The following is a 24,399-nucleotide window of genomic DNA, read 5'->3' as shown; positions in this document are numbered from 1 at the left end:
CAGTTGGTTGTAAGGAGAGGGGAAACTATGGCAGAACAGACAGTCCGTGTAACCGTCGATGGTAAAGAATTTTCTGCATCAGGTGAAAAGACGATACTACAATTATTTAACGAGAGTAATTTGGAACATCCTCAAATTTGTCATGTACCAGAAGTAGATCCAATTCAAACTTGTGATACGTGTATTGTAGAAGTAAATGGAAAGTTATTGCGTGCTTGTTCAACGAAATTAGAGAACGGTATGCATATCGAAAGGCAGTCCCAGCGTGCAAAAGAGGCACAGACTGAGGCAATGGATCGAATATTAGAGAATCATCTACTGTATTGTACCGTTTGTGATAACAATAATGGTAACTGTAAAGTCCACAATACAGTACATATGATGGGAATTGAGGAACAGAAATATCCGTATGAGCCAAAAGTAAGTGCGTGTGAAGTGGATATGTCACATCCGTTTTATCGATATGATCCAAATCAATGTATTGCTTGTGGACAGTGTGTAGAAGTATGTCAAAACTTACAGGTTAATGAAACAATATCGATAGACTGGAGCTTAGACCGTCCACGTGTTATATGGGACAATGGTGTAAGTATAAATGACTCATCTTGTGTAAGTTGCGGGCAATGTGTAACAGTATGTCCATGTAATGCGTTGATGGAGAAATCAATGTTAGGTGAAGCTGGATTCATGACTGGATTGAAACCGGATGTGTTAGATCCGATGATTGATTTTGTAAAGGATGTAGAGCCGGGATATAGTAGTATTTTAGCAGTTTCAGAAGTAGAGGCTGCGATGCGTAAGACGAAAGTGAATAAAACAAAAACAGTTTGTACATTTTGTGGTGTAGGTTGTTCATTTGAAGTATGGACGAAAGACCGCCACATTTTGAAAGTGCAGCCTGTTTCAGATGCGCCGGTTAACGGTATTTCCACATGTGTAAAAGGCAAATTTGGATGGGATTTTGTAAACAGTGAAGATCGTATTACAAAGCCATTAATTCGCCAAGGGGATATGTTTGTTGAAGCTTCATGGGAAGAGGCTCTTGAAGTTGTTGCATCCAATATGCAGCATATTAAATCAGAATATGGAAGTGATGCATTTGGGTTTATTTCTTCTTCGAAAGTAACGAATGAAGAAAATTATCTTATGCAAAAACTAGCCCGTCAAATATATGGAACGAATAATGTAGACAACTGTTCCCGTTATTGTCAATCTCCAGCAACAGACGGTTTATTTAAAACTGTCGGTATGGGCGGGGACGCTGGAACAGTGAAAGATATTGCGGAAGCAGGCCTTGTCATTATCGTTGGAGCAAATCCGACAGAAGGACATCCTGTACTTGCAACGCGTGTAAAACGTGCTCATAAATTACATGACCAAAAATTAATTGTGGCGGATCTTCGTAAACATGAAATGGCAGAGCGTGCGGATTTATTCATTCATCCGCGCCAAGGAACTGATTACGTATGGCTCGCTGGTATTACGAAATATATTATTGATCAAGATTGGCACGATAAAAAGTTCATAGCTGAAAATGTGAAGAATTTTGATGAATATAGCAAAATGGTAGAAAAGTATACGCTTGATTATACAGAAGAAATTACGGGGATTTCGAAAGAAAATCTGAAAGAAATGGCTCGTATGGTATATGAAGCAGATGGTACTTGTGTACTTTGGGGAATGGGTGTAACGCAAAATACTGGAGGAAGTACAACTTCAGCAGCAATTTCAAATCTATTGCTTGTTACGGGTAATTATCGTCGTCCTGGTGCAGGAGCATATCCATTACGCGGACATAATAACGTACAAGGCGCTTGTGATATGGCAACATTACCAAACTGGCTTCCAGGTTACCAAGCGGTTTCAGATGATGCGCTCCGTGCGAAATTTGAAAAAGCATACGGTACTACAATTCCGAAAGCACCAGGCTTAAATAATATTGCAATGTTACTTGCGGCAGATGAAGGAAAACTGCGTGGTATGTATGTTATGGGTGAAGAAATGGCTTTAGTAGATTCGAATGCCAACCATGTACAACATATTTTAGCGAATTTAGATTTCCTTGTTGTTCAAGATATGTTCTTATCGAAAACAGCTCGTTTTGCTGATGTTATTTTACCGGCAGCACCAAGCTTAGAAAAAGAGGGAACATTTACGAATACAGAGCGCCGTATTCAAAGATTATATGAAGTATTGAAGCCGCTTGGTGATTCAAAGCCAGACTGGTGGATTTTACAAAAAGTAGCTCGTGCGCTTGGCGGGGACTGGAATTATGAAAGTCCAAGTGAAATCATGGATGAAATTGCATCGCTTGCACCTTTATATTCTCAGGCAACATACGATCGTTTAGAAGGATGGAATAGTTTATGTTGGGGTAGCCATGATGGTAGCGATACACCGCTATTATATGTGGACGGATTTAACTTCCCGGATAAACTAGCTCGTCTATCATTAGATGAATGGGTACCACCAGTTGTAGCGCCAGATGAGTATGATTTACTTTTAAATAATGGTCGTATGTTAGAACATTTCCACGAAGGGAATATGACGAATAAATCGGCTGGTATTTTATCTAAAGTATCTGAAGTGTTCGTTGAAATCTCGCCTGAACTTGCCCTAGAGCGCAATGTGAAAGATGGTGGCCTTGTAGAATTAGCATCACCATTTGGGAAAATTAAAGTACAGGCACTTGTTACAGATCGTGTAACGGGGAAAGAGCTATATTTACCGATGCATGCAACGGTAAATGAAGAGGCAATCAATATTTTAACTGGAACGGCGACAGATCTTTATACGTGTACACCAGCGTACAAACAAACGATGGTAAAGATGCGTGTACTACGTGAAAAAGGGAATCGTCCGTTACCATCTTCAAACCCGAGAGATAAAAAGCGTAATCCGCAAAACGGTGTTGAAATCCAGCAAAAATGGCAAAGAAAACAATACGTATCACTTGTGGACTAGGGGGCGGAGATAGTGGCGAAAGAAATTACTGTAATTAAAAAGAAAGTTGTAACAGAGGAAGAACAGAAACAGCAAGTAGCAGATGAACTTCTAAATGAGCTATCTAATAATTGTGAAGCAGTAGAAGAAACGATGCAGCTTTTAGCACAGTTGCAGAAGGCTGGTATATTAGATGCGGCAATTAGTTTACTTGCTGCGAAGGAAGATGTTTCAAAAATCGCTGTGGAGCAATTAAATCGTGAACCCGTTAAAAATGCGTTAAATAATATGATGGGGGCAGGAGAAGCGTTATCTTCAGTTGACCCAGAAATAACGAAGCAAATTACGTCAAGTTTAGTTACAGGATTGCAATTTGCAACAGATGAATTAAATAGTGGTAAAAAAACAAAAGTGATGGATTTCTTTAAAGTATTAAAAGATCCAGATATCAATAGAGCTATTACATTCGGTTTTAGCTTCTTGAAAGCATTTGGACAAGGGCTAGAGAAAAAATAGAATAAATGAAAAAGTGATGGGAAGTAGCCATCACTTTTTTCATTATATGTATAAGTGTGTTCATGTTAAGCGGAATATATTATTATTATTAAAAAGATGGATTAGAACTGGAAATATGGAATCCATCTCAAATACCGTTTTAGAATTTGGAGGAATATATGCAACACCGTAAAAAACTATCTATACCAGGAGTAATGAGACATTCCTTTCAAACAGTTAAATTTGCCTTTTGGAATGTATTAACTTTTCAACTTGCTTATAAATTATTAGCAGCGATTGTGTTTGTTCCGCTATTTGGAATCATTTTTAATAAGTTATTGTATTTTGGTGGTTATGCAAATGCGACAAATGATGAATTATTAGCGTTTTTAAAGACGCCTTATGGCATCTTAGCAATCGTAATTTTATCATTGTTAGCACTGTTTCTTATCTTTACAGAATTTGCGGTGCTTATTATTATTTCGTATTTCGCTCATAAAAGACAGAAGGTGAAATTACGTCCGATTTTATATAAAACGGTAACGTATTTACCTACTCTTTTCACATATTGCTTACCAGGATTTATTTTATATGCTGTCGTATTGTTGCCTCTTTTAAATATGGGATATGAAACGGCATTAATCCCGCAAATTCAAATTCCTAACTTTATTACAGGAGAGCTGTTTAAGACAACGATGGGACAAGTTGGTTATTACATGTTCTTTGCTGTAGTCGCGTATTTGAATCTTAGATGGATTTTCGTTCTACCTATTGTTGTTTTAGAGCAAAAACCATTTCGCGTGGCAGCACGTAAAAGTGCAACTTTAGTAAAGGAAAGCTTTTTTAAAGTACTATTCTTTTTAGTAGGATTTTTTATTTCAATTGGAATTGTATATGTCATGTTTTTGGGAATGTATTTATTGTGCCTATGGGGTATTTATGAATTTACAAGCCCGAAAGGAACATTTGCATTATTAGCTGAATCAACGATTTCGGTATTTTTAACGAGCACATTGTATTTATTCAGCTTTATCGTGACGCCATTTTATATTATGGCGATTACGCGATTATACTTACAAAAGGTACCGGTTGAAGATGTTTTATTAGAAGAAGGATTAGATTATTCGAAAACGAAAGCAGATAAATGCTTTTTCCAAAAACATCGTTGGAAATTCATTGGCGTATACATTGTAGGGATTATTACTGCGGGAATGGTCGTTGCCTTCATTGTAACGTTTATTTCAAATTCGTATAAAGAACCGATTATTATGGCGCACCGCGGGTATATATCAAAAGGCGTAGAAAATACGAAAGAAGCTGTGCAAGGTGCTATTGATGCAAAAGCAGACTACGCTGAAATAGATGTATTACAAACGAAAGACGGTGAGCTAGCGGTTATACATGATTTGAAGCTGAAACGTCTCGCAAATGCCAATGTACATGTGTCAGATTTAACGATGGCTGAGTTAAGGCAGCTTACCCTTAGTCAAGATGGACTTTCAGGACAAATAAGTACACTTGATGAAATCATTAAGCTAGCAAATGGCAAAATCAAACTTAATATAGAAGTGAAGCTTCATGGGGGCGAAAAAGATTTTGTAAACAAAGTCTTAAAAACGATTAAAGATAATGAATTTGAGAAGCAATGTGTAATTCAAACGTTACACTATCCACTTATTAAAGAGTTTAAGCGTGCAAATCCAGATATAAAAGTAGGGTATATACTGTATGCAAGTAGAGCTAACTTAAAGAATGTGAAGGCTGACTTTTACGTAGCAGAAGAATATATGTTAAATAAGAAATTAGTAAAAGAAGCAAGGAAGTTAAACAAACCAATTTACGTATGGACAGTAAATGATATGGAAAATTTAAAGGCATATTATAAGTTAAACGTAGATGGTATCATAACCGATTACCCTGAAGATGCACGTGAAACAATTAAGATGTTAAAAGAGCAAGAAGCGGAAGAAAGTGATCTGTTTGATAAAATTACTGAAACGACAGATGATTTATTTTCTAAGTTATTTATAAGTTACCCAGCTGCTAGCTAAATGCTAGCAGCTGTTTTTTTGTGAAAAGAATATATCTCTAAAGTATTGAGTAAAGTAATAACTGTATATGTATACGTTATCGCTTAGGTTTCTTACATTGTTAAATTATTGTCAAATAATAAATGATTGCTGTTTATTTTGAAGCAGTATAATAAAAATAGAGTGAAAGATAATGGAATGACACGAAACCTCTAATAGAATCAATGTTTTATATATTTACACTATTCTAAATATAAAAACTTTAGGAAAATGATATGTTAGCGTTTTCATAACTTTTAAGTTATGCTAGAATAAGGACATAAGTTATTAATTATTACAAAAAGAAAAAAGAATCTCTTTTTTCTGTTAATTATAAGGGGGCATTTCATTATGCGTATTGGGGTACCAGCAGAAATTAAAAACAACGAAAACCGTGTGGCAATGACACCAGCAGGTGTTGTACATTTAATTCGTAACAATCACGAAGTATTCATTCAAAAGGGTGCAGGTTTAGGGTCTGGTTTCACAGATGCTCAGTATGTTGAAGCGGGAGCAAAAATTGTTGATACAGCTGAAGAAGCTTGGAATATGGAAATGGTTATGAAAGTTAAGGAACCAATTGAAAGCGAATACAAACACTTCAGTGAAGGCTTAATCTTGTTCACATACTTACACTTAGCTCCAGAGCCAGAATTAACAAAAGCTTTAATCGAGAAAAAAGTTGTTTCTATCGCATATGAAACAGTACAATTAGAAAACCGTTCATTACCATTACTTGCACCTATGAGTGAAGTAGCTGGTCGTATGGCTGCACAAATTGGTGCACAATTCCTTGAGAAAAACAAAGGCGGTAAAGGTATCTTACTTGCAGGTGTTCCAGGGGTTAAACGTGGTAAAGTAACAATCATCGGTGGTGGACAAGCTGGTACAAATGCTGCTAAAATTGCAGTTGGACTAGGTGCGGATGTAACAATCATCGACTTAAGTGCAGAACGTCTTCGTCAATTAGATGACATTTTCGGAAACCAAGTAAAAACTTTAATGTCTAATCCTTACAATATTGCAGAAGCTGTTAAAGAGTCTGATCTTGTAATCGGTGCAGTATTAATCCCAGGTGCAAAAGCTCCAAAACTTGTAACAGAAGAAATGATTAAATCAATGGAACCAGGTTCTGTTGTTGTAGATATCGCGATTGACCAAGGTGGTATTTTCGAAACAACTGACCGTATTACAACTCATGATAACCCAACTTACGAAAAACACGGCGTTGTTCATTATGCAGTTGCAAACATGCCAGGTGCGGTTCCACGTACATCAACTCTTGCATTAACAAACGTAACAGTACCATATGCAGTACAAATTGCTAACAAAGGCTACAAAGAAGCTTGCCTAGGTAACTCTGCATTACTAAAAGGTATTAACACATTAGATGGTTATGTAACATTCGAAGCAGTTGCAGAAGCTCACGGTGTAGAGTACAAAGGTGCTAAAGAATTATTAGAAGCAGAAACAGTATCTTGCTAATAGAAGCATTATACAAAACAAAATCGAACAATATATAAAACAACATGATAAGAGCTAAGAGTGAAGATCTCTTAGCTCTTCTTGGCAAAAGGGGGCATACATCGTGGCCAACCTATTTAAAAAGAAATCCGTTACGCAATTGTTAGGGGAAAGTAAAAGTAAAACTTTGACGAAAACGCTAGGGGCATTTGACCTAACAATGCTAGGGATTGGTGCGATAATTGGTACAGGAGTTCTAGTATTAACTGGATTAGTAGCAGCAAGAGATGCTGGTCCAGCAGTTATTTTTTCATTCATGATTGCAGCCATCGTTTGTGGATTTGCAGCATTATGTTACGCAGAGGTTGCTTCTACACTTCCTGTTTCAGGTAGTGTGTACACATACTCATATGCAACAATTGGTGAGTTTGTAGCTCATTTAATGGGATGGACATTACTATCCGTATATGTTGTAACGACTGCCGCAGTAGCTGGCGGATGGACTGGTTACTTCCATAACTTAGTGAGTGGATTAGGGCTTGAAATTCCAAAAGCACTGCTAACGATTCCGTCTCAAGGTGGTATGGTGAATTTACCAGCAGTTATCGTTACATTAGTTATAACTTGGTTATTATCAAGAGGTACGAAAGAAAGTAAACGCGTGAATAACATAATGGTATTAATTAAAATTGGTATCGTTGTTTTATTCATTGCAGTTGGTGTATTCTACGTGAAACCAGAAAACTGGATACCATTTGCACCGTACGGTTTAAGTGGAGTTTTCGCGGGGGGAGCAGCAGTATTCTTTGCTTTCTTAGGATTTGATGCATTAGCAACTTCTGCTGAAGAGGTAAAAAATCCGCAACGTGATCTACCGATTGGTATTATCGCTTCGTTAGTCATTTGTACAATCATTTATGTTGTAGTTTGTCTCGTTATGACGGGTATGGTTTCTTATAAAGAATTAGATGTACCAGAAGCTATGGCATATGTGTTAGAAGTTGTAGGACAAGATAAAGTAGCAGGTGTAATCGCAATTGGAGCTGTAATTGGTATTATGGCAGTAATTTTTGCTTACATTTATGCAACGACACGTGTATTCTTTGCGATGAGCCGTGACGGTTTATTGCCAGAATCTTTCGCGAAAATTAATAAAAAGACAGAAGCGCCAACATTTACAGTTTGGTTAACAGGAATTGGTAGTGCTTTAATTGCTGGATTTATCGATTTAAAAGAATTGTCGAATTTAGCGAATATTGGAGCGTTGTTAACATTTGCGATGGTTGGTGTGTCAGTTATTATTCTTCGTAAAACACATCCAAAATTACAACGTGGATTTATGGTACCACTTGTACCGATCTTGCCGATTATTTCGATTGCATGTTGTCTATTCTTAATGGTAAATCTACCATTAAAAACATGGATGTACTTCGGTGCTTGGTTAGCAATTGGAGTAGTTGTATACTTTGTTTATTCGAAAAAACATAGTCATTTAAAAGACGATGGAAGTTCGCAGGATAATTTAGAACAAGCTAATTAAAAGCTTAATTAAAAGGGATATAAGTATAGTAAGCCTTGTGCGTCTAGGGAGCGCGCAAGGCTTTTTCTTTTGTTGAAATAAAGGGAATATATATTACTTTGTTGAATTTTTATGTCGGAATATGAAAAAAGGGTGTGCGAATTGTACATCCTTTTTTGTATGAGAATATAGAGGATGCGAAAAATATGTATATGACTTATTAAAATGTGAACGGAAAGTTCATAAAAAAAATCAGATTTCATTGACACATATGAGTAGGCGCTCATATAATAAGAGTATAAGATATATGAATGATTGTTCATATGTTCAATTAAAGAGGTGAGCTATAATGGCTGGAAATAAAGTAGAAACACCACAAGAGACATGTTCTCAAACGATAATTCATGAAGAAGTTGTAGAGCAAGTAAAACAAACAATTCCAACTGATGAAAGTTTAAGTAAAGTAGCAGAACTATTTAAAGTGTTAGGTGACCGTACACGTACGAGAATATTACATGCGCTATTTGAAGCTGAAATGTGCGTTTGTGATTTAGCTTATTTATTAGGAATGACACAATCATCTATTTCGCATCAGCTTCGTGTGTTAAAGCAAGCGAAACTTGTGAAGAATCGTAAAGAAGGAAAGGTTGTTTATTATTCGTTAGCTGACCAGCACGTAATTCATATCTTCGAGCAAGCGTTTGAACACGTAAACGAAGAAGAATAAAAAGAACGCGAGGAGGGAGAACGATGGCTGAAGCGTTAGTGAAAAAGAAACTGATGTTAGAAGGTTTAGATTGTGCGAACTGTGCAATGAAAATTGAAAAAGGTGTTGGGAGTATAGAAGGAGTAAATTCTTGCTCTGTAAACTTCGCAACAAAGACAATGATCTTAGAAACAGCGCAAAATAAAGAAAACGAAGTTGTTACGGAAGCAAAACAACTCGTTACAAAATTAGAACCGCATATTAAAGTGCAAGAAGAACAAAAAAATAAAATTGCTAAAGAAGTATTTATATTAGAAGGTTTAGATTGCGCGAACTGTGCAATGAAAATTGAAAATAAAGTGAAGGAAATGCCAGCTGTCTCAGAAGCAACTGTTGATTTCGTATCGAAGAAACTACGAGTAGAAATTGCGAATAAAAGAGAACTAGAAGCGACTGTAGCAAATATAACAAATGTCGTTCAAAAGTTAGAGCCAGACGTGAAAGTTGTTCGTGAAGAGAAGAACGGTCATGACCACGGGCATAGTCATGATCATGGTGAAGCAAATGTGAAAAAGATGGTAGGGAGATTAGTGGTCGGCGGAATTTTGACAGCAATTGCTGCATTAGCGGGCTTACCACAAATGGTAACAATTCCGTTATTCGTCCTTGCTTATTTATTAATAGGTGGAGATATCGTTTGGAGAGCGGTAAGAAACATAACTCGTGGCCAAGTATTTGATGAAAACTTCTTAATGGCAATTGCAACTGTAGGAGCTTTTGCAATTCAACAATACTCAGAAGCTGTAGCAGTAATGCTATTTTATCAAGTAGGAGAACTATTCCAAAGCATTGCGGTAAACCGCTCTCGAAAATCAATTACTTCATTAATGGATATTCGTCCTGATTATGCGAATGTAAAGGTTGGAAATGAAACGAAACAAGTATCACCAGAAGATGTACAAATTGGCGATTATATTATCGTTAAGCCAGGTGAGAAAGTGCCGTTAGACGGAAAAGTAATTGAAGGAACATCAATGGTAGATACTTCAGCATTAACAGGTGAATCTGTACCACGTGAAGTTGAAGTTGGAAATGATGTATTAAGTGGCTTTGTGAACCAAAACGGTGTGTTGACAATTGAAGTTACAAAAGAATTCGGTGAATCCACTGTATCGAAAATTTTAGATTTAGTTCAAAATGCAAGCAGTAAAAAAGCACCAACGGAAAACTTTATTACGAAGTTTGCACGTTACTACACTCCAGTTGTAGTTATTACAGCGGCGATCATGGCGTTTATTCCACCACTTATTTTAGAAGGAGCTACATTCTCTGAGTGGATTTATAGAGCTTTAGTGTTCTTAGTAATCTCTTGTCCATGTGCGTTAGTTGTATCCATTCCTCTTGGATTCTTTGGAGGTATTGGTGGTGCATCTAAAAGTGGTGTGTTAGTAAAAGGTAGTAACTATTTAGAAGCTTTAAATGATGTAAAATATATTGTTTTTGACAAAACAGGAACATTAACAAAAGGTGTTTTCAAAGTTACAAAAATGGAACCGAGCGAAGGTACTACAAGTGAAGAGTTATTAGAGTATGCGGCATTTGCTGAAGTATATTCTAACCATCCAATTGCCCAATCTATTCGAAAGGCATATGGAAAATCAATTGATGAAAAAATAATCGATGATTATAACGAAATTTCTGGTCACGGTACAGTTGTAAAAGTACAAGGAAAAGAAATTTTTGCAGGTAATGCAAAATTAATGAGAAAAGAAAATATTGAATTTAAGCAACCAGAAACAGTAGGTACATTAGTTCATGTTGCTGTAGATGGAAGATATGCAGGTTATATTGTTATCTCTGATGAGGTAAAAGAGGATTCGAAACAAGCGATTCAAAAATTAAAAGAACTAGGTATTAAAAAGACAGTAATGTTAACTGGTGATGCAAAACCAGTTGGTGAAGCTGTCGGTAAAGAATTAGGCTTAGATGAAGTTCATGCGGAATTACTACCGCAACAAAAAGTAGAAGAGATTGAAAAAATTGATGCAGCGAAGCACGGAAAAGAAAAAATTGCCTTCGTTGGTGACGGTATTAACGATACACCAGTATTAGCCCGTGCAGACGTTGGTATTGCGATGGGTGGTTTAGGGTCAGATGCAGCAATTGAAGCGGCAGACATCGTTATTATGACTGATGAGCCTTCAAAAATTGCGACAGCTGTAAAAATTGCAAAACGCACAAGAAGTATAGTGTGGCAAAATATCATCTTTGCTCTAGGTGTAAAAGGGATCGTTTTATTACTTGGTGCCTTTGGTATTGCAACAATGTGGGAGGCTGTTTTCTCAGATGTTGGTGTAACACTACTTGCAGTGTTAAATGCAATGCGTGTATTACGAGTGAAAGATTTATAAAAAAGAGGACGCAACCTGCGTCCCCTTTTTTATTAGTGATTTTGTTGAAATTGATTCAATAAAATAATATCAAATATTATTTTACTTTTAAATAGTATTATATTAAAATTTACAAATTAAAAACATTCGTCGTATTATTTTAATATATTTTTTACAAATATCCATATAGTATTGAAAAAACCAGAGAAGGAGAAACTTCTCTGGTTACTTTTGTATGTTTTTTTCAACTTGTTCTCGAACAGTTTGAATGTAATTCATTTTATGATCCCAACACTCTTGGCTTAAATCGACAGGGTATTCTTCAGGATTTAAAGTTCGCATATATTCTTCCCAAAATAGAGAGAGACTCTGTTCATTATATTTTTGAATATCTAATATACTTGGTAGTTCATATGTTCTTTCACCGTTAACGAAAATATCTTTATGCAGTTCACGGGCTTCAAAGTTTGTTACGAATTTACTTATATATGTGTGAACTGGATGGAACATTTTTAAGCGCTCTTCTTTTCCAGGTTCTTCAGAATCTAACGCAATATAATCGCCTTCTGCATGATCGTTTACCCGATTGATAATACGATAAATTCGTTTCAGTCCTGGAGTGGTAATTTTTTCAGGGTTAGATGAAATTTTAATCGTATCATTTAATTTTCCGTCAGTATCTTCAATCGCAACTAGTTTGTAAACAGCCCCCAATGCAGGTTGCTCAAAGGACGTAATTAATTTTGTCCCAACGCCCCATACGTCAATTTTTGCTCCTTGAGATTTAAGGTGCATAATTGTGTATTCATCTAAATCGCTAGAAGCGATAATTTTTGTATTTGTAAACCCTGCTTCATCTAATAGTTTTCGTGCCTTTTTCGATAAATAAGCCATATCACCACTATCAAGACGTATGCCATAGAAATCAATACGATCCCCAAATTCTTTTGCAACACGAATCGCATTTGGAACACCAGATTTCAATGTGTCATATGTATCAACGAGAAAGACGCACTTTTTATGAGTTTCAGCGTATTTTTTAAACGCGACGTATTCATCGCGATATGCTTGAACGAAAGAGTGAGCGTGTGTGCCAGCTACAGGAATCCCAAAGCGTTTCCCAGCACGAACGTTGCTTGTAGAGGAGAAACCACCAATAAAGGCAGCACGCGTCCCCCAAAGGGCAGCATCGAACTCATGGGCACGTCTTGTGCCGAACTCTAAAAGCTCATCATTACTTGCAGCATGTTTCATACGTGCTGCTTTTGTGGCAATTAATGTTTGGTAATTCACAATATTTAAGAGGGCAGTCTCAATAATTTGTGCTTCACCAAGTGGTGCATCAACACGTAATAAAGGCTCGTTATTAAATACAACTTCACCTTCTTGCATACTGCGAATCGTCCCAGTGAATTTCATATTTTGTAAATAATGAAGGAATTCTTCTTCAAATTGTAATTCTGCTAAATAAGCGATATCGCTTTCAGTAAAACTGAAATTTTCTATGTACTCTACAATTTTCTCAAGGCCAGCAAAAACAGCGTAGCCGTTCTCAAATGGAAGCTTTCGAAAATATAAATCAAAAACAGAACGGCGATTATGAATACCATCTTTCCAATATGTATAAGCCATGTTGATTTGATATAGGTCTGTATGTAAGGCATAACTATCGTCTTTATAATGAGTCATCGCGAGAACACCTCCATAATTTGGTTATAGTATACCAATTTTTCACCATTCGTAGCAAAGAAGAGATATTGATGTGAAGTCAAGAGAGAAAAAAATGAAATTATGCATATTTTTTAGAAAATTTATATTTATCAATTTATATTTCTCCAGATTTTATGTATTATTAGAGTAATGGGGGTAATGAGAATGGAGGAGGACAATGCAACAAACATTAGAAAAAATAGGCAAACAAGTCTTTTATAAACGGCTCCAGCAAAAAATGACACAAGAAGAATTATGTCAGGGCATTTGTTCTGTCTCATACTTAAGTAAGATCGAAAATGGAAAGATCGAAGCATCAGAAGAAATTCTACAATTGCTCTGCGCAAGACTAGAAATTGCTGTGACGGATTTGAGAGATGTAGAAGAAGATGTGAAGGGGAAGTTGGATGAATGGTTAAATGCACTAGTTCATTTAGACAAGCAACAAGTAGAACGTATATATGAAGAGTTGCAAGGTGAAATGAAGCATGTGTTGGATTTTGAAATTATAAATTATTATAAACTGCTGTATACACGTTATTTAATTATGAAAAGGGATATTTCTGCACTCGAAGAAGAATTAGATAAGTTGAAGAAGGTATATAAAAAATATTCTCCATTTCAGAAGTTGTTATATATGTATAGTAGAGGATTATTGTGCTGTTTACAGTATAGATGGAAGGATGGGCTAGATTACTTATTAAAAACAGAAGTAATGGCCAAAGAACAAGGGTATCATGAAACAGGCTTGTATTATAATATAGCGCTTGCATATACTCATTTAGATATTCATCATCTTGCAATTCATTTTGTAAATATGGCATTAGAAGGATTTCGTAGTGAATATAAGTTTAGAAACATAATTAATTGCCAAATCCTTATTGCGGTAAGTTATACAGAAAAAGGTCAGTATGAAGAAGCTTTAAAAATGTATGAGAGTATATTGAGAGAGGCCACATCTTTTGCTGATAAGGATGTACTATTAGCTATTACTTTAAGTAATATGGGAAGTATCTATTATAAAAAAGGCAAATATCAGCAAGCGAAAAAATATTATTTAGATAGTCTACAACTTCAAAAACAAATAGATTTAAACTATTTAGATACAATATACGAAATGGCATTAGTATGCATTAAATTAGAAGAGTTGGAAGAGGCAAGGACATTAATTGATAAGGGAATTGATGCAGCAAAACAGGAAGAGAGATTTAATGCAAAATTATATTTGCTTTTAATGCTTAGATATAAATATTTTGAAGAAGCAAAAGATTATAAAGCATTTTTGGAAAATGAGGCTATCCCGTTGTATAAATCTGCAGGAAATAAAATAGAATTAAAGAAAGTATACGTTGAACTAGCAGAACATTTTTCCAGTTTATCGAGATTTGAAGAAAGTAATCGATATTATAGGTTAGTTATTGATTTAATGAATGATAATAAGGAGGAATAAACATGAAAAAGATGGTATTTGGAGTATTGGCGTTTATATTGACTCTTACAGTTGCTGGAGGAATACATCAATATAGCAGTAAACCTGATATTGTTGGTCAACAAGCTAAAACTGTTGAACAAGTTAATTTATAATCTCCCCCCTTTCCAATCGGAAAGGGGTTTTTCAATATTTGTTCCTCAAAATTCTACAAAACTTGAGAAAATAATTATTTGAATTTTTAGTATATTAATAGTGGAAACATAATGCTAATATAAAACTACTCTTTTTCAAAAAAATTTTTTATTAGGGGGAAGGTTCATGAAAAAGAAAAGTTTAGCGTTAGTGTTAGCGACAGGAATGGCAGTTACAACATTTGGAGGGACAGGCTCTGCATTTGCGGATTCTAAAAATGTACTCTCTACGAAGAAGTACAATGAGACAGTGCAGTCACCTGAGTTTATTTCTGGTGATCTAACTGAAGCAACTGGCAAGAAAGCAGAATCTGTTGTGTTTGATTACTTAAACGCAGCAAAAGGTGATTACAAGCTAGGGGAAAAGAGTGCACAAGATTCTTTCAAAGTGAAACAAGTGAAGAAAGATGCTGTAACTGATTCAACAGTAGTACGTATGCAACAAGTTTACGAAGGAGTGCCTGTATGGGGTTCTACTCAAGTAGCTCACGTAAGTAAAGACGGTTCTTTAAAAGTATTGTCTGGAACAGTTGCACCTGATTTAGACAAAAAGGAAAAGTTGAAAAATAAAAATAAGATTGAAGGCGCAAAAGCAATTGAAATCGCGCAGCAAGATTTAGGGGTAACACCGAAATATGAAGTAGAACCAAAAGCGGACTTATATGTATATCAAAACGGTGAGGAAACAACATATGCATATGTTGTAAATCTAAACTTCTTAGATCCAAGCCCAGGAAACTACTACTATTTCATTGAGGCAGACAGCGGTAAAGTATTAAATAAGTTTAATACAATTGATCATGTGACGAATGATGATAAGTCACCAGTTAAGCAAGAGGCTCCTAAACAGGATGCGAAAGCTGTTGTAAAGCCTGTAACAGGAACGAATAAAGTAGGAACTGGTAAAGGTGTATTAGGAGATACGAAGTCGCTTAATACAACGTTATCTGGATCATCTTACTACTTACAAGATAATACACGCGGGGCAACGATTTTCACATATGATGCGAAAAACCGTTCAACATTACCAGGAACATTATGGGCAGATGCAGATAATGTTTTCAATGCAGCGTATGATGCAGCAGCAGTAGATGCTCATTACTATGCAGGTAAAACATATGATTACTATAAAGCTACGTTTAATAGAAATTCTATTAATGATGCAGGAGCACCGTTAAAATCGACAGTTCATTACGGAAGTAATTATAACAATGCATTCTGGAACGGATCACAGATGGTATACGGAGATGGTGATGGTGTAACGTTTACTTCATTATCTGGTGGAATTGATGTAATTGGTCACGAGTTAACGCATGCTGTTACGGAAAATAGTTCAAATCTAATTTATCAAAATGAATCTGGGGCTTTAAATGAAGCGATTTCTGATATCTTTGGTACTTTAGTAGAATTCTATGATAACCGTAACCCAGATTGGGAGATTGGTGAAGATATTTACACACCTGGTAAAGCAGGAGACGCACTTCGCTCTATGAGTGATCCTACGAAGTATGGTGATCCAGACCATTATTCTAAGCGTTACACTGGTTCAAGTGATAACGGTGGTGTTCATACAAACAGCGGCATTATTAATAAACAAGCTTATTTATTAGCAAATGGTGGTACGCATTATGGTGTAACTGTAACTGGTATCGGTAAAGATAAATTAGGTGCGATTTACTACCGTGCAAATACACAGTATTTCACGCAATCTACTACATTTAGTCAAGCTCGTGCTGGTGCAGTACAAGCTGCTGCAGACTTATATGGTGCAAATTCTGCTGAAGTAGCAGCAGTTAAGCAATCATTTAGTGCTGTTGGTGTAAACTAAGGCTTTAAGGAAGAGCTAGTAATAAAATACCTCAAAAATAAAGAAGGAGCATAGGCTCCTTCTTTATTTTTTTCTCCATTTTTTCCACAAATAAAACAATCCAATAACGCCTGCGATTGTTACAACCCACTTCGCTTCATTTGTTCCGTTCATGACATGATAGGCAGAATATACTTCGATTAACAATGCCGGTATTTTCCCTATTGTGCTGGCAATACTGAAGGAGAGTAATGACATCTTACCTAGAGCCGCAAATAAAGTCACGATACTTGATGGGATGAAAGGTATCAAGCGAAACGATAGAACGAGTAGAAAGGCCTCTCTACCTTCTACATAAAGAAGACGCTCTACCTTTGGGTATTTATTTACTTTATCGTGAGTGAACTTTTGAAGGCCCATGCGGTAAATATAAAACGAGATAATAGCCCCTAAGGCCTCACCTGCGATCGAAATGATTGTGCCATTTGTTACGCCAAAGAGCTGTATATTAATGGCGGTTAAAAAAATACTAGGGATAAAACCTAAAAGACTAATGATGATGTTAATTAAGATACTAAGTGGAATTGCGATTGAATAGTATTCTGTTAAGAAATTTTGAATCGTTTCAGCCATTGTTTAAAATCCTTTATCTTTTTTTGCATTACACCACATTTCGTTTGTATAGGCAAGGGTAAATTTACATAATGTAGAAAAACGTTGATGAGAAGGGGGTTTTATACCTTATATGGGTATTAGGTATATGAAAATAGGGGTATTTTAAATTATTTTGAAAAACACTATAAAAACCTTTGTACAAAAGAGTTTTATAGTTATATTATCGGTGATTTTATCTGGGAAATAATTATAAAATGTAGGGGGTATATATTATAAAAGGCGAAAAATAGAGGGTTGATGAAATTGCTGGGGTAAATATGGAAAAATAGATGAAAAAAATGAAAACTGATAGATTTTTTCGTTGTGAAATTGACTTTTAGTGAAGTTGCGATAATAATCATGGAAGAGGTGATATGATGAAACGAATAAGTAGTCTTTTCTTCAGTAGTTTATTGGCATTAATGCTGATCTTAAGCGGATGTGCAGGAAAAGAACAAAAAACAGAGAAACAGACAGGGAATCAAGCTACATCGGTAGAAAAAATTAGTGATAATATTTTAGATGAAATGGAAGGACCACCTAAAAATGGTCATACGATTGAAAGACATGTAGGCAAGTCAGAAGAGGATTTGAAGAATCGCTTGAAGACAGATAAAGTGTCAGCCGCAAGTACATACTATGATAAAGAAACAGCGACGAAAGCTGTAAAAGATAGCTTGAAGCAACATGACAAGGAAATTCAAGATTGGTTAAAAAATTCTAAAGAGGCTCGTCTCGTATTAAATACAACTCATTCATTTCCTGTTGGAAAAACGGTAATAAAGAAAAATATGAGTGTAAAAGACAAGTTAGTAAAAACTGTTACTGTTTTAGCAAGAGATAAGTCAGGGGAATTAGGGTTTAAGATTATTACTTCTTATCCATCTGATAAATAAGAAGGGGGAGTACATTATGTATACGACATTACAATACTTTCTTAAATCGTACTGTACGTTAAGTATTCATGAGGATGAAATAGTAAGCGTGATGGAAGAGTTTATTGAACAAGAAGACGAAGAAATTGTTTTGAAATTACGTGATGAATTAATAAATATGAAGAAAAAGAACGCGTGGGAAGAGGCGTGTGTATTAGCTGCGAAGCAAGGAAATCGTATGTGGTCTTTAGAAGAAACGAAAGATCATCTTGAAACTTTTTTACAATTACTGCAAAAGAAAAAGGCGTGATTTAATCACGCCTTTTTCTTTATGTTATTCGGTTGATATTATCTATTCTTTTGGGGCGCTTTTATATACACTTTTTGAAATTTGTCCATTTGATATTACTTCCCCGTTTTGTGTTACTTTTTTATACGTAACCGCTGTGATTTTATCACTAGTCCTACTAATTACTTGAGAAGAAACTTCAACATTTTTACCAGTATTTGTACCGAAAATGCGTGTAGTAATACTACCTCCATTTGAAAATGCTTGAATATAAATATGATTGCCTGTATTATTTTTTAATTTTAAATCTGGACCATAATCTGCTACTGCTGCATCTTGCCCAAGTGGTAAATAATTTACTGGCATAGAATGATTGCTTCGAGAAACAATTCCTAAATCAGCCCTTAAAGCGGCGCTGTATAAAGTACTACTGACTTGGCAAACTCCTCCGCCTGCACTTTGTATTACTTTACCTTGTGAATATACTGCTGCAGATTTGTAACCATGTGCAGCATCAGTTACGCCAACGCGGCCGTTAAAACTAAATGTTTCATCAGGTGCCACAATAACCCCACTTAAAGTATTAGCTGACTTATTTACGTTAAATGATTGATTTCCGTTACGGCCAGCCATTGGAGTAGAATATTCAGCAATGACTTCTTTAATACCCATTTTCTGTATATCTTCTGTAGAACGTTCTGGTTTTATGAATGTAACTGGTAATGTAACATCTGATTTACCAGTAGTAATAGCTTCGTTTGTTAAACTGTTTAGTTTTCCTTTATCAATTTTTTCTCCGTTTTGGCTTTGACTAACATTTACTGTTGAGCCTTCAATGCTTAATTCTGCATTAACAGGATTTTTTAATGTTTCATTATATTTATCTTTTATAAAGGTTTCATAAGCTGTTGCATTTAATTGTGGTGTTAATTTATAGTCACGTTTTAATTCACCGTTTTCAGCTTGCTTGCGCATTTTGTAACGATTCATTACGTTTCCTTCTTGTTCTTTGAATATTTTGTCAATAATATCTTTCTCTTTATAATTTACCCCTAAATCTTTCCATGTGTAAGTTTGTTTATCGTTTTGGAATATGTAGGTAAGGGATTTTTGATCTAATTCAGTTACCCTTTGATTAATAATTGCTTGAATATCTTTCTTATTTTTTCCATCGAGAGAAATACCTTCAAATGTAGTATTTGGTAATGCAGTAGTATCTAATTGATTATTTAATTTGGATACATATTGATATCCCCCAACACCGCCTACACAAAGTAATATGCCCCCAGCAATTGCAGAACCAATCAGTATTTTACTTAGCTTCATTTATTTCCCCCCAGAAATTTATGTATAAATATATGTATTACATTTTTTGTATAAAAATGATGAAAATAACATTATGTACGTACTAGTATACTATTATTTTCACTGTGTGTGTAATGTTTTCATAAAAAATGTTACACCGCTGTAATAATTGTCACTTCTTGTCACAATGTGTATGAAAAATATGTTGAAAAATATAATAAAAAGGCTGTCTAGAAAGATCTAGCAGCCTTTTTATTATAATTTTTTATGTTCATTTTTATTCGTAACACCGAGATGTTTTTGAAGGGTAGTTGAAATAGTATCGACGCTTTTTTCATTTGGAACGTAATAATAAATACCACCTATATATTTATCTGTACCTTCTACTTGCATTTTTTCCATTTTTAAATTTGAATCCATTGAATTTTTTGTAATTGTCATCATATCATCAAAAGTTAAATTGGTTTTTAAATCTTTATCGACAGCGTCTAGTAGGCCACCGATTTTATTAATGGAATTAAGAGATAGTGCCTTTTCAGCAATGGCCTCTAATACAAGCTGTTGACGTTGACCACGCATATAATCACTATCGATATGACGAGTTCTAGCTAGTGCCAGTGCCTCTTCTCCATTTAAATGTTGACGTCCTTTTTTTAGATGAATTGCATCTGCTTCATCTTTACTATTTTGCTCTGTGAATTCAACTGGAACGTCCACAGTAATGCCACCAAGAGAATCAACAATTTTAATAAAGGATTTAAAATTGAATTTTACATAATAATCAACTGGAACATCTAAAAAGTTCTCTACCGTATCAATTGTGCTGTCTACACCACCGAATACGTGCGCATGTGTGATTTTATCGTATTTATCACGTGATTTAATGTAGACGCGTGAGTCACGTGGAATGCTTACAAGTTTAACGGATTTATCGTTTTTATTAATTGTTGCAAGTAATAACGCATCTGTTCGAGTTGCTTTTCCATAATCTTTTTCCCTAATATCACTTTCATCAACACCCATAATTAGTACGGAAATGTTGTCGGTCATAGGTTTAACAGCTTTTTCACGTTTACTGGACTTTTCTCCTCGACCTAGTTCAGCATAAGCATTATTTAAGACGGACTTTGCTTTACTGTATATATGGAAGGAGTAGCCTCCTGCTCCAAGTGCTACAATTAGTAATGGAATAAGAAGGAACCAAAGTAGGCGTTTTTTCTTTGAGCGTCCTTTTTTGGCTCGCGTATTGTTGTTCGTGTCGGATTTCATCATTTTTTCTCCTTTAAAACTATCAAAGTGTATACATTTAGAAGTGTATTCAAACACATAAAAAATATTTTACGCTAAATAAAAGCGATTGTACATGTATAAAAAATAGATGTCTTGATTATTTATAAGACACCTATTCGTTATTGTATACAAAAGATAGGGATAAGAAAATGATAAAATTTTACCTAATTACAACATAATGCTTACGATAATTGCAGATAAAATACTAACGAGAGTAGCTCCATATAGTAATTTAAGGCCAAACCTCGCAACAACGTTTCCTTGTTCTTCGTTTAGTCCTTTTACCGCACCTGAAATAATACCAATGGAAGAAAAATTGGCAAAAGATACAAGGAAAACAGAAATAATACCAACTGTACGGGGAGAAAGGCTATTAGAGATTTTACTAAGGTCCATCATTGCGACAAATTCATTCGTTACAAGCTTCGTTGCCATAATGCTGCCAGCCGCGACAATTTCAGAACTGGGTACACCGATAAGGAATGCGATAGGTGCAAATACATAGCCGATTAATTGTTGGAACGTAATACCGAATATAATGAGGAACAGGTCATTAATACAACTAATTAATGCGACGAATCCGATGAGCATAGCGCCGACAACAATGGCTACACGAAAACCATCAAGAATGTATTCTCCAAGCATTTCAAAAAAGCTTTGTTTTTCACCTTTGATTTCTAAAATATCTTCGTCATCTTTAACGTCGTAAGGGTTAATGATGAGTACGATAATAAAACCGCTAAATAAATTGAGAACGAGTGCAGTTACTACATATTTAGGTTCAATCATTGTCATATAGGCACCTACGATAGACATAGATACGGTTGACATAGCAGAGGCACAAAGTGTATAAAGACGGTGTTTTGGAATTTGAGCTAATTGTTTTTTCACTGTAATAAAAACTTCTGATTGGCCGACAATGGCAGAGGCGATAGCGTTGTAAGATTCTAATTTACCAAGACCATTTATTTTACTAAGAAAGTACCCGATCCAACGAATAAAAAATGGTAGTATTTTGAAATGTTGTAATATACCAATTAAAACAGAAATAAAGACGATTGGTAATAATACAGTAAGGAAAAATGGCATTTCACCTTTATTTGCAAGACCACCAAATACGAAATTTATTCCATCAGCAGCATACTCGAGTAGCTTGGTAAACAAACTGGAAATGATTCTAATAAGTATGAGGCCGATTTCTGTATTTAATAGTAAATAGGTTAAAATTAACTGTATAATAAGCATGATAAAAATTGGTTTAAATTTAATATGCTTCTTATTATTGCTAGCAATATAAGCGAGCAAGAAAACAACAATTAGTGCGACGAAAAAAGTAATGAATTTCATGGTAAGCCCCCTAAAAGAGATATTCTGCTATATATGTTTTTCATTTCAAGGGAGAATATGCATCTTTGGTAAAGAAAGGAATAGAGAGAGCATGAATATATGTAGAGTGCATCACGTTGCAATTATTTGTTCGAATTATGAGTCGTCAAAGGATTTTTATACTAGGATATTAGGGTTTAAAGAGATAAATGAAGTATATAGAAAGGAACGAGATTCTTATAAATTAGATTTATGTGTAGGAGAAGAGTATCAAATCGAATTATTTTCATTTCCAAATCCGCCTGAGCGCAAAAGTTTTCCAGAAGCAGCCGGTCTTAGACATTTAGCATTTGCTGTTACAAATATAGAAGAAGTTGTGAAGCATTTAAACCAATGTGGTGTTGAGACGGAACCGATCCGTATTGATGAAATAACGGGGAAGAAATTCGTCTTTTTCCAAGACCCTGATGCTTTACCTTTAGAATTGTATGAGGTTTGAAAATTGGTGGATTTTATATAGAGTTGCTGTCCAATAATTGAAGAAACTAAAGTGAAACTTCTTTTTAAAAGGAGGTGTAACTTTAGCTAAGAAAGCTAAAGAGCATATGTGGATATTTTAAAATTATTGATGGTAGTCATTCTTATTGGGTTAACAGCATTTTTTGTGGCTGTTGAATTTGCAATTATTAAGGTACGTAGCAGTCGTATTGATCAACTCGTTAGTGAAAAAAGAAGAGGTGCACTGGCAGCAAAAAAGGTAACTTCAAATTTAGATGAATATTTATCGGCCTGTCAGCTAGGCATTACAATTACTGCTTTAGGGCTTGGGTGGTTAGGGGAACCAACCATTAAACATTTACTCGAGCCGTTGTTTTTAAAATTAAAATTCTCACCTGCAATTTCCAGTACAGTTTCATTTATTATTGCCTTTGCAGTAATTACATTTTTACATGTTGTCATTGGGGAACTTGCTCCAAAGACATTTGCTATACAAAAAGCAGAACAAGTTAGCTTATTGTTATCGAAACCACTTATTTATTTTTACCGAGTTATGTATCCGTTTATTTGGGCTTTGAATGGTTCAGCGAGGGTTGTAACTGGTTTATTCGGATTACATCCAGCTTCTGAACATGAAGTAGCTCATTCAGAAGAAGAATTAAGGTTAATCTTATCTGAGAGCTATGAGAGCGGAGAGATTAACCAAAGGGAATTTAAATATGTAAATAATATTTTTGAATTTGATAATAGAGTAGCAAAAGAAATTATGGTACCTCGTACGGAAGTTGTAGGCTTATATGAGGATGAACCATTTGAAACACATATTAAAGTAATCGCGCAAGAAAAGTACACGAGATATCCTGTATTTGGTGAAGATAAAGATGAAATTATTGGGATGGTTAATGTAAAAGATTTATTTATTCGTTATATGGATGGTAATCGGGATGAGGAGTGCTCGATTATGCCATATACAAGGCCAGTTATTGAAGTGCTAGAAAATATTCCAATTCATGATTTACTATTACAAATGCAAAGAAAACACATTCCATTAGCTGTATTGTATGATGAATATGGTGGTACAGCTGGGATTGTTACACTAGAAGATATTTTAGAAGAAATTGTTGGAGAAATTCGAGATGAATACGATGAAGATGAGAATCCTCCTATAGAGCATGTAAGTGAAGGTTATAAAATCGTAGAGGGAAAAGTGCTTATTAGTGAAGTAAATGATTTGCTTGGCATACATTTAATTGCTGATGATGTAGATACAATTGGTGGCTGGATTATGGTACAAAAACAAATCGTTGCTGAAGGAGATATTATTGAGAAACACGGTTTTTATTTTAAAGTCCTTGAAAAGGATATGCATCAAATTAAACGAGTGGAAATAAGGAAAGTAGAAGAATGATTTTCTATAAACTTTAATAAAAAGGATA

The 24,399-nt window shown here is 35.1% G+C and carries 19 protein-coding genes; 14 read left to right on the top strand and 5 right to left on the bottom strand.

The annotated features are described in order from the left end of the window. The first annotated feature begins 27 nt into the window (after positions 1-27). The 7 genes from fdhF (at position 28) to ACZDYH_RS25915 (ending at position 11,607) form a co-directional block, all read left to right on the top strand. A complete protein-coding gene (fdhF, locus tag ACZDYH_RS25945) occupies positions 28-2,964 on the top strand; it encodes a formate dehydrogenase subunit alpha (protein ID WP_000840663.1) in 2,937 nt (978 codons plus the stop codon). Positions 2,965-2,976: 12 nt separating this feature from the next. Further along, on the top strand, positions 2,977-3,459 hold the full coding sequence (locus ACZDYH_RS25940; RefSeq protein ID WP_434713443.1) for a helical membrane plugin domain-containing protein: 483 nt from the start codon (positions 2,977-2,979) through the stop codon (positions 3,457-3,459). A 158-nt stretch (positions 3,460-3,617) separates the two neighbouring features. Next, a complete protein-coding gene (locus tag ACZDYH_RS25935) occupies positions 3,618-5,489 on the top strand; it encodes a glycerophosphoryl diester phosphodiesterase membrane domain-containing protein (protein WP_088362177.1) in 1,872 nt (623 codons plus the stop codon). Positions 5,490-5,858: 369 nt separating this feature from the next. Further along, entirely contained in the window at positions 5,859-6,992 is a 1,134-nt protein-coding gene (ald, locus tag ACZDYH_RS25930) for an alanine dehydrogenase (protein ID WP_001219742.1), read from the top strand. A gap of 103 nt (positions 6,993-7,095) precedes the next feature. Continuing rightward, on the top strand, positions 7,096-8,511 hold the full coding sequence (locus tag ACZDYH_RS25925) for an amino acid permease (protein WP_001284893.1): 1,416 nt from the start codon (positions 7,096-7,098) through the stop codon (positions 8,509-8,511). Positions 8,512-8,839: 328 nt separating this feature from the next. Beyond that, complete coding sequence (locus ACZDYH_RS25920) at positions 8,840-9,217, top strand: ArsR/SmtB family transcription factor (protein ID WP_000918378.1); 378 nt, start codon at positions 8,840-8,842, stop codon at positions 9,215-9,217. Positions 9,218-9,240: 23 nt separating this feature from the next. Then, positions 9,241-11,607, top strand: a complete 2,367-nt coding sequence (locus ACZDYH_RS25915) for a heavy metal translocating P-type ATPase (RefSeq protein WP_088362176.1) — start codon at positions 9,241-9,243, stop codon at positions 11,605-11,607. Between the two features lie 204 nt (positions 11,608-11,811). Here the strand turns inward: ACZDYH_RS25915 and ACZDYH_RS25910 are convergent, their stop codons facing one another. Continuing rightward, positions 11,812-13,275 carry a nicotinate phosphoribosyltransferase gene (locus tag ACZDYH_RS25910; protein WP_000150184.1) on the bottom strand — a complete coding sequence of 488 codons (1,464 nt, stop codon included), beginning with the start codon at positions 13,273-13,275 and terminating at the stop codon, positions 11,812-11,814. Positions 13,276-13,474: 199 nt separating this feature from the next. On the opposite strand from ACZDYH_RS25910, the gene ACZDYH_RS25905 reads away from it, so the two are divergent. From ACZDYH_RS25905 to ACZDYH_RS25895, 3 genes are all read left to right on the top strand, one after another. Beyond that, positions 13,475-14,746 (top strand): helix-turn-helix transcriptional regulator, encoded by a 1,272-nt coding sequence (locus tag ACZDYH_RS25905; protein WP_001187938.1) that lies wholly within the window; start codon positions 13,475-13,477, stop codon positions 14,744-14,746. A gap of 2 nt (positions 14,747-14,748) precedes the next feature. Beyond that, positions 14,749-14,880, top strand: a complete 132-nt coding sequence (gene nprX / locus ACZDYH_RS25900; protein WP_000738910.1) for a quorum-signaling peptide NprX — start codon at positions 14,749-14,751, stop codon at positions 14,878-14,880. A 166-nt stretch (positions 14,881-15,046) separates the two neighbouring features. Further along, positions 15,047-16,747 (top strand): M4 family metallopeptidase, encoded by a 1,701-nt coding sequence (locus ACZDYH_RS25895; RefSeq protein ID WP_000730369.1) that lies wholly within the window; start codon positions 15,047-15,049, stop codon positions 16,745-16,747. A gap of 63 nt (positions 16,748-16,810) precedes the next feature. Here ACZDYH_RS25895 and ACZDYH_RS25890 read toward each other — a convergent pair whose 3' ends face one another. Beyond that, positions 16,811-17,359, bottom strand: coding sequence for a TVP38/TMEM64 family protein (locus tag ACZDYH_RS25890; protein ID WP_166695350.1), 549 nt, complete (start codon positions 17,357-17,359; stop codon positions 16,811-16,813). A gap of 398 nt (positions 17,360-17,757) precedes the next feature. Here ACZDYH_RS25890 and ACZDYH_RS25885 point away from each other — a divergent pair, with 398 nt between their 5' ends. Together ACZDYH_RS25885 and ACZDYH_RS25880 are read left to right on the top strand one after the other, a co-directional pair. Continuing rightward, positions 17,758-18,276, top strand: a complete 519-nt coding sequence (locus ACZDYH_RS25885; protein WP_000822694.1) for an RNase A-like domain-containing lipoprotein — start codon at positions 17,758-17,760, stop codon at positions 18,274-18,276. Positions 18,277-18,292: 16 nt separating this feature from the next. Then, positions 18,293-18,565 carry a hypothetical protein gene (locus ACZDYH_RS25880; protein ID WP_166695351.1) on the top strand — a complete coding sequence of 91 codons (273 nt, stop codon included), beginning with the start codon at positions 18,293-18,295 and terminating at the stop codon, positions 18,563-18,565. A 42-nt stretch (positions 18,566-18,607) separates the two neighbouring features. Here ACZDYH_RS25880 and ACZDYH_RS25875 read toward each other — a convergent pair whose 3' ends face one another. The 3 genes from ACZDYH_RS25875 to ACZDYH_RS25865 form a co-directional block, all read right to left on the bottom strand. Then, entirely contained in the window at positions 18,608-19,870 is a 1,263-nt protein-coding gene (locus tag ACZDYH_RS25875) for a VanW family protein (protein WP_166695352.1), read from the bottom strand. A 234-nt stretch (positions 19,871-20,104) separates the two neighbouring features. After that, entirely contained in the window at positions 20,105-21,121 is a 1,017-nt protein-coding gene (locus ACZDYH_RS25870) for an LCP family protein (protein ID WP_053514408.1), read from the bottom strand. A gap of 186 nt (positions 21,122-21,307) precedes the next feature. After that, positions 21,308-22,486, bottom strand: a complete 1,179-nt coding sequence (locus ACZDYH_RS25865) for a NupC/NupG family nucleoside CNT transporter (RefSeq protein WP_474887484.1) — start codon at positions 22,484-22,486, stop codon at positions 21,308-21,310. 91 nt (positions 22,487-22,577) lie between these two features. Here ACZDYH_RS25865 and gloA2 point away from each other — a divergent pair, with 91 nt between their 5' ends. After that, positions 22,578-22,964, top strand: a complete 387-nt coding sequence (gene gloA2 / locus ACZDYH_RS25860) for an SMU1112c/YaeR family gloxylase I-like metalloprotein (RefSeq protein WP_474887483.1) — start codon at positions 22,578-22,580, stop codon at positions 22,962-22,964. 108 nt (positions 22,965-23,072) lie between these two features. Continuing rightward, entirely contained in the window at positions 23,073-24,371 is a 1,299-nt protein-coding gene (locus ACZDYH_RS25855) for a hemolysin family protein (protein WP_000353314.1), read from the top strand. The last annotated feature ends 28 nt before the right edge of the window (positions 24,372-24,399 follow it).

The sequence above is a fragment of the Bacillus sp. EB V-12 genome, from assembly GCF_056158125.1.
This window is presented reverse-complemented; position numbering and strand designations above follow the sequence as displayed.